Genomic DNA, 14,450 nt, shown 5'->3' with positions numbered 1-14,450 from the left:
AACATGAAAACCGTCAAAAAAGAGTTTAGTGATAGGGATATAATGGAATATCCCCTTCCTAAAATCTTATCTATAATATTTCGTTCCCATAACATGTATCTTTCCAATCTCTTAAAGGAAACCGAGATTAATTCCGGGGAATTTCCATTTTTAATTAATTTATATCGAAGAGATCACGTAACACAGAAAGACCTAGCAGATGAATTTAGTGTAAGTGAAGGTACTGTTGCAAGGGCCGTGAAAAAACTTGAGGATAAAGATCTTATAGAAAGAAAGGAGAATCCCAAAAATAGACGAGAAAAAATCATCACCATCACGGATGAGGGAAGGGATTTTGCAAGTAAAGTATTTGATGTAGACAATAGATGGGAAGATGAGATATTAAATCACTTAAGTGAAGATGAAAGACTCATATTTAAAAAAGAATTACTTAAAGTTGAAGAAAATTCCACAGAGATTCTTAAAAGATTTGAGTAAATATTCATCTTTCAACTATTTTATACAGCAATTTCAATTTTTATAACATTAATTTAATTAATAAACTAAAACTATCAGAATCATTTTTTTATTTGACAGTTATTGAAATTTAATTAAAAATATAAGTTGTAAGTTATAAGTTATAACTTAAATAAAAAATAGTATTTTAATATGATAGCTTAGACTAATTAAACAACTAATATTTATCTAGATAATTAATATTTACAGCATATAAAAGCTTTTTTTATTAAAAACAGGATTTTAATCTAGATTAATGATAATTATTATATTAAATAAAGTTATAACTTATAAGTTATAATCTGAAAATAGCTACAAAATAAAAAAAATCAACCTACTAGAACCAACAAAAATAGCTAAAACAGAATAGAATTACTAAAATAAAGAAAAATAGCCAAATAAAAAATAAAAATAAAAAAGAAGATAAGACTACATCCTATTAGGTGCAGTTACTCCAAGAATATCCAATGCATTCTTTAAGGTGATTTTAGCCTTTTCAACTAAAACTAATCTAGCACCTTCAAAGTCAGAACCGATTACTTGATTTTCTTTGTAGAATCTGTTAAAGTCACTAGCTAATTCTTGACAGTAATTTGCAATCGGATGAATTCTTCTAAGCTCTGCAGATTCTCCAATGAGTTTAGGATATTTGGATAATGTTCTGATAAGATTGGATTCAAATTCATTTGGAGACCAGTTATCTTCACACTCAATACTATCTAAATCAATGCCCTGATTTTTAGCCTTCTCAAGTAATTTGGAAGCACGTGCGTGAGCATATTGTATAGATGCACAACCTCTCTCAAAGTTTAAAGCCTCATCCCATTTGAATTTGATGTGTTTTTCAGGGGATAATCTTGCGATATAGAATCTGATTGCACCGATACCAATCTCTTCTGCAATCTCGTCTATTTCCTCTTCAGATAAGTCATGACGTCTTGAGATGATCTCGTCCTTAGCCCTTGATACTGCCTCATCTATAAGTTCATCTACAGATATGAAGTTACCTGTACGTGAGGACATTGAACCTTCCGGCAATGTAATGAATTCATAGAATAATACTTCCACCTTATCACTGTTAGGTTCAATCTTTTCCAATATCTCAAGTGCAGCCTTAACCTGACGGAATGCCAATTTATGATCTGCTCCTAAGATATCTAAAACAATATCTCCCTGGTCACATTTATACATGTGATATGCAATATCCCTTGTGGAATATAAGGAAGTACCGTCTGCCCTTCTTAATACAAGATTATTCTTAATACCAAAATCAGCGAGTTTCAACCTTAAAACATCTTCCATACGTGCATATCCGATTTCCACCATCTCGTCAACATAGCGGTCCACATCACCATTACGTACAAAGGTACCTTCCCATACAAACTTATCATGTTTTACATGCATACGTTTCAAGGTTTCTTTAACACCGTCAAGACATTTATTGATTGTATCCTCAAAGAGTTTGTTTAACTCCTCATTGTCTCCTTTCTCATATTCTTTAATCAAATTGGTTACACCATCTTCAAGTGATGGATCCTCTTTAAATGCCTGATTTACTTTAAGGTATACAAGACCAATATTGTGGTCTATCTTGTCCTCACCTTGATCTTCTATTTTTAAACCTAGTTCCCTAATACCATATACAACCATGGCAAGCTGTCTTCCCATATCATTTACATAGTATTGGGTCTCGACTTCCCTTCCAGAGGTTCTAAGTAATCTTGTTAAAGAATCCCCTATAATAGAATTTCTGATGTGTCCAATATGTAAAGGTCCATTTGGATTAGCTGATGTATGTTCCAATACAATCTTTTGATCTATTTTAGGAAGTTGGCCATAGTTCTCATCTATTGAGTCAAGTAATCCTTTAGAATACTTATCGTAATCAATAAAGAAGTTTACATATGGTCCTTTAGCTTCTATCTTAGTGAATAATTCAGGTTTTTCAATTACACCAACAATATCCTCTGCAATCATAGCAGGTGATTTCTTTAAAATTGGAGCTAATTGAAATGTAACTGTAGAAGCAATATCCCCCATTTCATGATTTGGTGGAAATTCTAACATGATTTTATCTTTTGATACTTCCGCATCCAATTTGCAGGTAGCATCATATAACGCATTAATAGCAAGTTGTTCTAATTCATCGTACATTGGTTCACCTAAAAATAATTCTAGCCTTATAAAAATTAAAGATTTATAATTCAAGGCTTGTCATAATAAAATTCATATAAAAATAAGTAAGAGTTATAAAAGGATTAATATCCTTTTAAAGCTATAGTAACATATCCTAATTTAGGAATAATTAATGGTTGACCATTAACTGTAACAACCCTCTCTTTAATTTGATCAGCTGTAGCCAGATAAGGATCTGGAGCAGTGTTATGATCACCTTTAATCTCATAATAGGTGGTTCCATTAATATTAGTTATATTGATTATTCTATGTACAACTGGACTGTTATACCAGGTTGCATCATAAACAACAATATCTCCTACTTTAACATCGTTTGGATTGAATTCGCTTATACCGAACATGTCTGCCTTCTCAACAACTACAATATCTCCCCTATAGAACACAGGTTCCATACTTCCAGAGACTACAACATTTAAATGCTGTCCTGCAATTAAGACAACAACAATAATTACGATGTATAGAATTATTTCTTTATAGTTAGTCAAAGAAACACCTTATGAATTTAATAAAAAAAATTTAAAATAATTTTATATAAATTATAAAAATTACAATTATTTATATTATAATTTAAGTTTATAAATTCTATTATATAAAAATGTTATTTTGATTAAAAAAATAGATTTTGATAAATTCTTAAAAAAGAATAGTTAAAGATTAAAAGATAGATTAAGGAGGCTATCTTAAAATAGCTCCTTCATCTGCAGATGAGACAGATCTTCTGTAAATATCCAACCAACCAGATACTGGTTTTTCAGGAAGTTTTACAGTTTTTCTCCTTTCCTCTAATTCCTCATCACTTAATTCCACATTAAGTTTTTTGTTTAGAATATCGATTTCGATGATATCCCCATCTTTAATAAGTCCTATTGGACCTCCGCTCATAGCCTCAGGAGAGACATGTCCTATACATGGACCTCTGGTACCACCTGAGAATCTTCCATCGGTGATGAGACCTACATTCTTAATACCCATACCCATAATAGCAGATGTTGGGTTTAACATCTCTCTCATACCTGGTCCACCTTTTGGTCCTTCACAGCGGATAACAAGGATATCCCCCTCTTTGATTTCATGACCAAAGATAGCTTCAACAGCATCCTCTTCTGATTCATAGATTTTTGCAGGTCCTTTAAGATGTAATAGATCATCAGGTACTGCACCCCTTTTAACGATTGAACCGTTTGGTGCAAGATTACCTTTCAATATTGCAAGTCCACCTTCCTTGTGAATAGGATTATCTAATGGACGGATTAAATCTGAATCCTTAATTTCTGCCTCGTCAATTATCTCAGCAATGGTCTTACCGCTACAGGTTAAACAATCGGTATTTAATTTAGATTGAAGTGATTTTAACACTGCAGGTATACCCCCAGCCTCATGTAAATCCTTCATAGTACTTTGACCTGCAGGGGATAATAACGTGATATGAGGAATTTCATTACTGATTTCATCAAATAAATCGATGTTTACAGACACACCTTTATCCTCAAGTTCTGCAGCAATAGCTGGAATGTGAAGTGCGGTGTTACTTGATCCACCAAGTGCCATATCCATTGCAATCGCATTTTCAAATGCGTCCTGTGTCATGATGTCAGAAGGTTTTAAATCCTCTTTGATCATTTCCACAATACGTTTACCTGATTCATATGCTATTTTTTTCTTATCCTCGGATAATGCAAGTGCGGTAGCGCAGTGTGGAAGGGACATACCTAATGTTTCTGTAATACAAGCCATTGTGTTTGCTGTAAATAAACCGGAACAACTACCTGCCCCTGGACAAGCACAGTGTTCAAGTTCATCTAAATCCTTTTCTGTGATTTTTCCTGCAGATAATTCACCACATGCCTCATAAACAGTGATTAAATCTGCGTTTTTACCTTTAAAATGACCTGGTTCCATTGGTCCTCCAGTTACAACAATGGAAGGAACATCCACCCTACCGGCAGCCATTAACATACCTGGAACAACCTTATCACATGATGGCATTAATACAAGACCGTCTAAACTATGACCCTTTGCCATACTCTCTACGGTACTTACAACTATTTCCCTTGAAGGAAGGGAATATTTCATACCTTCATGGTTCATTGCAATACCATCACAGATTGCCATTGTGTTAAATTCAAAAGGAATTCCTCCAGCGTCACGGATACCTTTTTTCACATATTCGACTAATTCCCTAAGGTGTATATGACCCGGAACAATTTCTACATAACTGTTTGCAATACCAATAAATGGTTTATTAAAATCTTCATCTTTAAGTCCACAAGCTCTTAAAAGAGACCTGTGTGGTGCTCTTTGTGGACCTTTCTTAATATTATCACTTTTCATATGATCACTTAAATAATAATATAATTAAAATAAATAGTGATTTTATATCTATAATTCATTTTATAAAAAATTGATTAAATAAGGTTCAACTAATAAGTTTAAAAATAGTTTTATTAAAAAAATATTATATAATATTAAATAATATTTAAAAAAGGAGATTGGAATGGATAGGAAAATCAAGGTTTTGTTTATCTTTATAATCATTGTTTTAATGGCCCTTGGACTATACGGTTATTTCCAGGCAAACAACACCTTCAATCAAAATCAGATAAGTGATAATTCCACAATATCAGAAAATGGCCAATATAATAGTAGGGATGATGTTGCTTTATATATTGAGAAATTCCATAAGCTGCCGTCAAATTACATTACAAAAAGCGATGCAAGAAAACTAGGATGGAAGGGCGGATCTGTTGAGGAATATGCACCTGGAAAAAGTATAGGTGGAGACAGGTTTACCAACCGTCAGGAGGTTCTACCAAGTGGGGAAAACTATATTGAGTGTGACATTGATACAAATGGAACAGATTCAAGAGGCTCCAAACGTATAGTATATTCCACCACAGATTATGATATCTATTACACATCTAATCACTACAAAACATTTACAAAACTAAATTAGTTTAGATTAACAGTTAAATTAAGATAGTTAATTATAATCTTCAATACTAAAAATAGACTAAATTAAAGAAGTGGATTACAATCATAATACTGAAAAATATAGTAAATTAAGTATATTAAAGGAGAATCGGTTGATTTAAATGAAAAACATATATTTAGATGGAAAAAGACTAAAATCAGATTATCATAAATATCTTAAAGAGAAGTTTGATTTTCCAGACTATTATGGAGAGAATCTAGATGCGTTATATGATTGTTTAACAGAAATAGGAATTGAAACATTAATTACAATCAATGATTCGTCTAACTTAGATGAAAAACTTATAGATACTTTTAGGGATGCATCAGACGAAAATCCACATGTTAATCTTAAACTGGAATAACAGCCCTATTTTTTTAATACTTTTTAAATATAATTTATAAGTTATAACTGCTTTAATTTAAAAAAAATGCTTATAAGTTATAACTTATAATTTAATTATTTATTAATAAAAAATCTAAAAAAGGATTAAGGGACCAGTATTAATAAATAAGGCAATATTAAGAATCTAAAGATTAATTAAATGAGTTTCTATAATTCAAATAAAAAATAAGAAAAGAATTAAAACAATCATATTAAGTTTAACTTATAAGTTATAATAAAAAAATCAAGGATTAGTTAATGGTTCAATTTTTTTAAAATTATGAAAAAACCGAAATGACCAGATGAAAATCACTAAAAAAAATATAATATAAATATTATTATAACATAAATTTAATTATTATATTAAAATTAAATCTAAGAAATTTTCTAATTTTTATATAATTGATTTATTTAAATTTTATTATTTTATCAAAAAGGTGATTAAATGCGAGTATTACTCATTCACTCAGATTATATTAAATACGAGACAAAAAATAAAACTCCTGTAGCTGAAGAAATTGATGAAGCTAAAAAAAATGGAGCTTTTGATGAGTCATTAGTTGTTTTTACATCTGTTGAAAAAGAGGATGAAAAAAACCCTGATGCAATTGCAAAGAATTTAGTTAAAGAAGTTAAAAAAGTTTATGACGAAGTTAAAGCAGAAAATATAGTATTATATCCATATGCACATTTATCTTCCTCATTAGGTTCTCCTAAATTTGCTATTGAAATATTGAAAGAAGCTGAGGAACTTTTAAAAGAAGATAACTATGATGTGTTTAGGGTACCATTTGGTTGGTATAAAGGATTCCAATTATCCTGTAAAGGACACCCATTAAGTGAACTTTCAAGAACCATCACTGCTGATATGGAAGATGATGATGAAGAGAAGAAAGATAAGGGACCAGGTTCCAAATGGTTTATTCTAGAAGACGGTCAGCTTTCAGATTGTGATAAATACGATTACACCAACAAGGGACAATTAGAGAAATTGGTTAAAAATGAATTAGGTCATGGTGAATCCGAGGAAGTTGAACCTCCTCATGTTAAATTAATGAGAGAAAAAGAATTATGTGATTATGAAAGTGCTTCCGATGTTGGAAACCTTAAATGGTATCCTAAAGGTCGTTTAGTACGTGACTTATTATCCGATTATGTTTACAACTTAGTTGTAGATCAGGGTGCAATGCCTATTGAAACACCGATCTTCTATAACCTAGAGAATGATGCCATTAGGGAACATGCAGCTAAATTCGGTGAAAGACAATACAGGACCGCAACTAAAAATCCTTTAATGCTTAGGTTTGCATGTTGTTTCGGTGCATTCAGAGTAATGGGAGATACCTTCCTAACATGGAAAAACCTACCTGCTAAGGTCTATGAGCTTTCAACCTACAGTTTCAGATATGAGCAAAAAGGTGAAGTAGTAGGCCTTAAAAGATTAAGAGCATTTACAATGCCTGATTTCCACAGTTTCTGTAAGGATATGGATTCAACATTAGTTGAATTTGATAAACAGGTGGACATGTGTGTACAGACCGGTGTAGATCTTGATGTTAATTATGAGATTATCTTCAGGGCTACCCAGGACTTCTATGACGAACATAAGGAATGGATGTATAACACAGCAAGAAGAATTGGAAAACCAATGCTTTTAGAAATCTTACCTGAAAGGAAACACTACTGGAGTTGTAAAATAGACTTTGCAGCAATCGATTACTTAGGTAGACCAATTGAAAACCCAACTGTACAAATCGATGTTGAAAGTGGAAAACGTTTCGATATTAACTATATCGGGGAAGATGAGAAGGAACATCATCCAACAATCCTACATTGTTCACCTACAGGAAGTATCGAAAGGGTTATCTGTAGTTTACTTGAAAAGACCGCAATTGAAAAGGACGAAAGGGCTCCTATGCTTCCAACTTGGTTAAGTCCAATACAAGTTAGGATCTTACCAATTGCCGATAAACATATTGACTATGCAAACCAATTAGCTGATAAAATCCAAGCTAACAATATCCGTGTAGATGTTGATAACAGTGAAGATAGGGTAGGTAAGAAAATAAGAAACGCATCCAAAGAGTGGATTCCATACATATTTGTTGTTGGTGATAAGGAACTTGAATCAGATACTGTACAGGTAACTGTAAGGGAAACCGGCGAGAAAGTAGATATGACTATTGATGAATTAATCCAGGAAGTATCTAATAAAAACAAAGGAATGCCTTATAGAAGATTACCAATTCCAAGAAACACCGCTCAAAGAATACACTTCTAGGTGTTAAAATTAATATCTTAATTTTTAAGATATTAAACTATCTTTTTTCAGAGGAGCAATACAAAACTAAAATCATTTGCAATGCTGATGAAACTAATTACAAAAGAATGAAAAAAGAACAATATAAAATTAAAATTGATAAAAAAACCAAAATCTAAATTTAGTATGTAAATTCTTTAAAGTTTGAATGTATGTTAATCTAAAATTTAAAAGAATTTTACAATCAATAACATTAAAAAAAAATTAAAATATTTATGTATTTAAAAACATAATATATCATGGTTATAAATCTAGAATTACTCTAAAAATCAGTAATTGATTTATTATAATTGGAGGATATGAAATGTATAATATAGGAGAAGCTCTTATTGGAGACGGAAACGAATTAGCTCATGTTGATTTAATGATTGGAGATAAAGAAGGTCCTGTTGGAAATGCTTTTGCAAATGCTTTAGCAAATCTTTCTGTAGGTCACACACCTCTTCTTACTGTCATTAGACCTAACTTAATGACCAAACCTGCAACTGCAATTGTACCTAAAGTAACAGTTGGAAATTTAGAAGATGCAAGTAAAGTATTTGGACCTGCACAGACTGCAGTAGGTAGAGCAGTAGCAGATGCTGTAGAGGAAGGAATTCTTCCTAAAGATAAAATTGATGACATTGTTTTAGTTGTATCTGTTTATGTACATCCAGAAGCAGAAAACTACAGAAAAATTTACCAATACAACTATGGTGCAACCAAATTAGCAATTAGAAGAGCAATGAAAGGATATCCTGATATCAATAAAGTATTAGCAGAAAAAGATCGTGGAACTCACCCAATAATGGGATTCAAAGTACAAAGATTATGGAACCCTCCATACTTACAAGTAGCACTTGATTTAGATAATCTTGATGCTGTTAAAAACATAATGAATGCATTACCTCAAAGAGAAAGAATCCTTATTGAAGCAGGTACACCACTCGTTAAGAAATTTGGTGTTGGTGTTGTAGGTAAAATCAGAGAATTACGTCCTGACGCATTTATTATTGCTGATTTAAAAACCTTAGATGTTGGAAGAGTAGAAGTTAAAATGGCTGCAGATGAGACTGCAGATGCTGTTGCAATCTCAGGTCTTGGAACTGTTGAATCTATTGAAAAAGCAATCCATGAGGCTCAAAAACAAGGAATCTACTCCATATTAGATATGATGAATGTAGATGACTTTGAAGGTAAACTCAAACAACTTAAACCTGAACTCAAACCTAACATAGTTTTACTCCACAGAAATGTAGATCTAGAAACTACCAAAGCTGAAAAAGGTGAAGATACCAGTAATATGACCGAATGGGGTAATATTAAAGCTATCAAAGAAATTATGGATGGAGGTTTAGTTGCTGTAGCAGGCGGAATCACTCCTGAAAAAGTCGAAGAGGCTACATCTAAAGGAGCAGACATTATTATTGCTGGAAGATACATTATTGGTTCAAAAGATCCAAGAAGAGCTGCTGATGATTTCTTAGCACACTTCCCAGTAGATCCAGACAATATGAGACTTGCTCTCGATGAAGATGAAACCATCTAAATAGTTTTATAAAAACTATTTTTACTCTTTTTTTTAATTTTATAGACCAACTCTTTTTTTAATAAAAAACTTTTTATAATTCATTTTAGAATAAATGAATAATAATAATAATAATAATTTTCTTAAGGTGATTTTTATGGGTTTTTGTAATTCTTGTGGTAAACCTATGAGTAGAGGAGACGAATTAGGGACAAACAAAGATGGAAGTAAAAATGAATATTACTGTGCAGACTGTTATCAAAATGGAGAATTTACAGAACCGGATTTAACAGTAGAGGACATGATTGTTAAAAAAGCACAAGAGATGATGGATAAAAATCCTGATTTAAGGGAATCAGATGCGACTGGTGTATTAATTACCTTCCTACCTAACCTTAAAAGATGGAATCCTAACTATGAACAGGAAACCTCAAACCATTTCCAAAGAAGACCACAAGGTTATAGGGGAGGATACAATCCTAACCTTGATGATGATGAGGAAATTTAAATCATATTCTAATCTTTATACTTTTTTTACCAATAATAAAAACCATTATAAATTATAAATGTCCTGACAGCTTTTTTCAATAAGATGTTTATAAATGATTCTTCAATTAAAAAAAAATAGTTTTAAATTAAAATAAATAATAAAATATCATTTTTTTATAAAAAAAGATAATAAAATAAGTTTAAATTAAAAATAAAATAAAACAACTCTTTTTAAAAATAAAAAACAGCTAAAATCAATAGAAAATTAAAGACTATTCAAGATTTAATATGAATTTTTTAAGTCTTCTGATTAAATATTCATTGGATAGTTGATCATTTTTAAGTAAAGATAGCTCTTTTTGAAGCTCTTCATATCTTTTAGTTAAATCAATATACTCCTCTTGAAGATTATAAATGATATCGTCCTTATAGTCATTTCTAAAACTTTCTTCACTTATTAGCTTATTTTCTACTGGCTTTTCAAGATCATCTGAATCTTTGTTAACACTATCCCCTATAGATTTAAGATTGTCTAAACTTTTATCAGCTTTATCCCCAATAGACTTTTCAGGATTGTTTAGGTCTTTTTTATCTGTATCTATTTGAGAATTATTAGATATACTATCATCAGATAATGGGTTTAAATTAGATTCTTCCAGATTCATAGAAGATAATCTAGATTCCGCCTCAGATTGACTATTGGATTCTAAATTTGATATAGAACCATTAGATTCCAAATTATCAAGGGATGATCTAGTTTCATATGATGCAACTTTCTCCTTTAATTGATTGTTTTCATCCATTAAAGTCTCATATTTAGTCTTTAAATCTGATAAAGTTTTTTCATATTCCTCAAATGGATTTTCAGAATAAGGAAGAATTAGAACATCCTCATTATTTTCAAAAACATTATCCTGTTTTGGTATTGTAATTTGAACCTGCTCTGTTTTGTACTTTTTCTTTTTACCACTTTTTAAGGTTCTAGTATATTCTCTTGAATACTTCTTAACAACACCTTTAGATTGTTTCATGATTACACCATACTTAAAAAAACAGATATTAATTATATTAAATTCTATTATTATAGTTATCTAATTTCTTTTATTTATACATATTTATAAAAATATGTTAAAAAGTATAACAAATTTATTAAAAAATCATTGTTAGTGGATTCAACTAATAGATTAAAAACAGAAAAATATTGTTAAAAAATATTTTAATTAAAGGGATAATTTTTACTTAAAACCGAATCGATAAAGAAATATAAGATTAAATTAAATTTTAAAAGGTTTAAAAAAGGGTTTAGATAAAATCCAATATTTAATATTGTTTCGTTAAATATAGAATTCAATATTCCAATAATAAAGAATAAATTTATATAAAGATATAATATTATTATGTCAAGAAAGGAGAAATTAATACTAGGTATCTGTGGAAGTCCAAGGGAGGAATCTACAGATTACCTAGTAAAATATGCACTAAAAGCCTTAGAGGATGAGGGTTTTAGAACTGCTTTTACAAGTGTAAGTGGTAAGAGAATAGCTCCATGCTACCACTGCGATTATTGTATTGAACACAAGAAATGTATTAATGAGGATGATATGTATCCTGTATATGAGCTTCTTAAAGAGGCCGACGGAATTATCATTGGATCTCCTATGCATAATGGAGGAATCAGTGCTCAGACCAAATGTATCATGGATAGAACCAGAGCCTTAGAGGCAATAGATTATGATATCCTAAGAGGCAAAATTGGTATGAGCATAACCGTAGGTGGTGACCGTGTTGGTGGTCAGGAACTTGCAATTCAGGAAATAAATACCTACTATATATTGCATGGAATCATTCCAGTAAGTGGCGGTCCATTTGGCTCCAATTTAGGTCCATGTTTCTGGTCAAAAGATAGTCTTGAAGAGGTCAAAAAGGACAGATACGGATTTGAGGCATTAGATAGAACTTTAAATCAATTTATAAAATTTGTAGATAAGTATATACAATAATTAAAAAAATAACAATCCACTATTTATAAAGGTTCATTTTTTTATTAAAAAATTGTATTTCATTTAATCAAAATCTAAAATTTAAATAAAAAAAGTACAAAATCAATAAAAATTGTAAAATTTATGAAAATATTTAAATATGTATAGATATTTATAGATAGTTATGGTGTAAAATTATGGCGGATTCTAAGTTAGCTAGAGGTAGTTTCTTTATATTAATCGGTAATGTAATATTTCGTATAGGAGGATACCTCTATCGTTTTTTAATGGCTACATTATTAGGACCTGCAATGTATGGTATTCTAGGTTTAACACTTCCATTTCAAGGAATATTCCAGATACTTGCTGCAGGAGGTCTTCCACCTGCAATTGCCAAATATGTTGCAGAGTATAATGCCACAGACCAAAAGAATCTTGCAAGACAGACCATTCTAACATCCCTAAAGATAATGATTATTTTAGGACTGGTTATGGGATTTCTGATGATATTCCTAATAGCACCATGGCTTGCAAACGATATTTTCCATAACCCCAATGCATTATTACCTTTAGAGGCTGTTGGTTTAATCACTCCTTTTAGTGTAATTGTTGGAGCGTTTAGAGGCGCATTCCAGGCAGTTTATAAAATGGAATACATCGTTGCAACAAGGGCTGTGGAACAAATATTCATGATTTTATGTGCAACAGCTTTTGTACTTATTGGACTTCAAGCATTTGGTGCGGTTTTAGGTTCAGTAGTAGGATTCTTTGCAAGTTCAATATCCGGAGTATATATCTATAAAAAATATATGGGAGAATATATACAGAAAACAGAGGATCCGAACTGGGTATTTACTAAAAAAGATGAGCTTAAACTTGCAAAACAGTTGGTTCTATTTTCAATTCCTGTAACCATTACCGCAATAGCTGAAATGGTTATATTCAGTATATCCACATTGATTATGGGTGTTTTCTTATCTGACTCATTAATCGGTTATTATACTGCAGCAGATCCGATTGCAAGATTGCCTTTAATCGTATCCACCTCAATTGCAACTACAATACTACCTGCAGCATCTGCAGCATATAGTACCAAAAACAAGAAACAGTTAGATAATTATGTATTCAAATCATATGAATACTCCTTGCTTCTAACAGCTCCACTGTGTATATTTACAGCAATATTTTCAAAGTCCATTATGAGAATTGTATACTTTACAAATCCAGCATACACCTCCGGGGCACTGGCTTTATCCATACTTGTACTTGGTATGACCTTTTATTCCATATATGCAGTTTCAAACAGTATAATTCAGGGAATAGGATATCCTAGAATCTCAATGTATATTCTATTATGTGGATCTGGATTAAATGCAATATTAAATTGGTTTTTAATACAAGAATATGGTATAGCTGGAGGGGCATTAGCTACAACTCTTGCAACATTTATATTAATGATTCCGACAGTTTATATAACATTTAGAGTCACAAAAGCCAAAATTCAACATGGAAAAATAATGAAGGTAATTTTTGCGTCTTTAATCATGGGATTAGCAATTCTATTTATTCCGAATAATCCATATGGTTTAGTACTTGGAATAGTTGTAAGTCCTATAGTCTATATACTGGCTTTAGTAATTCTTAAAATATTTGAAACAGAGGATATTGAACAAATGAAAAATCTGCAAAATAAATTAGGTCCCCTTAAAGGAGTTTATCTAAAAATCGTTAGATTTATTGAAGAGAATGGAATAAACAAGAACTAATTTTTAAAGTAGAGATTTTAATCTTTACTAAAACTTTTTTTAAATCTTTAAATAATCAGAACTATTTTTAATTAAAAATTAGATTAAAAAAGGTGAAAATAATAATTGTATACCAGTAAAATAACCTTTTAAATGAAGTATGATTAAGATCAATATAAAACTATTTTTTAAGTTAAAAATGACTGATTAAAAGCCAATATAAAACTATTTTTGTAAAAACCTAATATCTTAACTGACTTTAAGTAAAGCTTTTTTAAAAATTATTCAAACTATAACTAATTTCAATAAAAAAATACTCTTAAAGTTAAAACTCAGCATATTATTTTAAGATTTCAAAATTGCT

The 14,450-nt window shown here is 30.7% G+C and carries 12 protein-coding genes; 8 read left to right on the top strand and 4 right to left on the bottom strand.

The features are described from left to right. Nucleotides 1-3: 3 nt before the first annotated feature. Nucleotides 4-477 (top strand): MarR family winged helix-turn-helix transcriptional regulator, encoded by a 474-nt coding sequence (locus tag ABM4_RS00265; RefSeq protein ID WP_016357680.1) that lies wholly within the window; start codon nt 4-6, stop codon nt 475-477. A gap of 447 nt (nt 478-924) precedes the next feature. Here ABM4_RS00265 and argS read toward each other — a convergent pair whose 3' ends face one another. From argS to ilvD, 3 genes are all read right to left on the bottom strand, one after another. Beyond that, the gene (gene argS / locus ABM4_RS00260; protein WP_016357679.1) at nt 925-2,649 is read right to left on the bottom strand and encodes an arginine--tRNA ligase; all 1,725 of its coding nucleotides are present in this window, start codon (nt 2,647-2,649) and stop codon (nt 925-927) included. Between the two features lie 104 nt (nt 2,650-2,753). Beyond that, a complete protein-coding gene (locus tag ABM4_RS00255; RefSeq protein WP_016357678.1) occupies nt 2,754-3,176 on the bottom strand; it encodes a signal peptidase I in 423 nt (140 codons plus the stop codon). Nucleotides 3,177-3,366: 190 nt separating this feature from the next. After that, nucleotides 3,367-5,022 (bottom strand): dihydroxy-acid dehydratase, encoded by a 1,656-nt coding sequence (gene ilvD / locus ABM4_RS00250; protein WP_016357677.1) that lies wholly within the window; start codon nt 5,020-5,022, stop codon nt 3,367-3,369. A gap of 163 nt (nt 5,023-5,185) precedes the next feature. Between ilvD and ABM4_RS00245 the strand changes: the two genes are divergently transcribed. The 5 genes from ABM4_RS00245 to ABM4_RS00225 all read left to right on the top strand — a co-directional run bounded on the left by ABM4_RS00245 (nt 5,186) and on the right by ABM4_RS00225 (nt 10,381). After that, entirely contained in the window at nt 5,186-5,644 is a 459-nt protein-coding gene (locus tag ABM4_RS00245; protein ID WP_016357676.1) for a ribonuclease domain-containing protein, read from the top strand. A 139-nt stretch (nt 5,645-5,783) separates the two neighbouring features. Next, the gene (locus tag ABM4_RS00240) at nt 5,784-6,026 is read left to right on the top strand and encodes a barstar family protein (RefSeq protein WP_016357675.1); all 243 of its coding nucleotides are present in this window, start codon (nt 5,784-5,786) and stop codon (nt 6,024-6,026) included. A gap of 465 nt (nt 6,027-6,491) precedes the next feature. Further along, nucleotides 6,492-8,327, top strand: coding sequence for a threonine--tRNA ligase (locus ABM4_RS00235; RefSeq protein ID WP_016357674.1), 1,836 nt, complete (start codon nt 6,492-6,494; stop codon nt 8,325-8,327). Nucleotides 8,328-8,670: 343 nt separating this feature from the next. After that, nucleotides 8,671-9,894 (top strand): bifunctional 5,6,7,8-tetrahydromethanopterin hydro-lyase/3-hexulose-6-phosphate synthase, encoded by a 1,224-nt coding sequence (locus ABM4_RS00230; protein WP_016357673.1) that lies wholly within the window; start codon nt 8,671-8,673, stop codon nt 9,892-9,894. 136 nt (nt 9,895-10,030) lie between these two features. Then, a complete protein-coding gene (locus ABM4_RS00225) occupies nt 10,031-10,381 on the top strand; it encodes a zinc ribbon domain-containing protein (RefSeq protein WP_016357672.1) in 351 nt (116 codons plus the stop codon). A 253-nt stretch (nt 10,382-10,634) separates the two neighbouring features. Here ABM4_RS00225 and ABM4_RS00220 read toward each other — a convergent pair whose 3' ends face one another. Further along, entirely contained in the window at nt 10,635-11,393 is a 759-nt protein-coding gene (locus tag ABM4_RS00220; RefSeq protein WP_016357671.1) for a hypothetical protein, read from the bottom strand. Nucleotides 11,394-11,759: 366 nt separating this feature from the next. Here ABM4_RS00220 and ABM4_RS00215 point away from each other — a divergent pair, with 366 nt between their 5' ends. Both ABM4_RS00215 and ABM4_RS00210 read left to right on the top strand, forming a co-directional pair. Then, a complete protein-coding gene (locus tag ABM4_RS00215; RefSeq protein ID WP_016357670.1) occupies nt 11,760-12,362 on the top strand; it encodes a flavodoxin family protein in 603 nt (200 codons plus the stop codon). 176 nt (nt 12,363-12,538) lie between these two features. Continuing rightward, entirely contained in the window at nt 12,539-14,107 is a 1,569-nt protein-coding gene (locus tag ABM4_RS00210; protein WP_016357669.1) for a flippase, read from the top strand. Nucleotides 14,108-14,450 lie beyond the last annotated feature (343 nt).

This window comes from Methanobrevibacter sp. AbM4 (assembly GCF_000404165.1).
In the GTDB taxonomy this organism is placed as follows: domain Archaea; phylum Methanobacteriota; class Methanobacteria; order Methanobacteriales; family Methanobacteriaceae; genus Methanarmilla; species Methanarmilla boviskoreani.
This window is presented reverse-complemented; position numbering and strand designations above follow the sequence as displayed.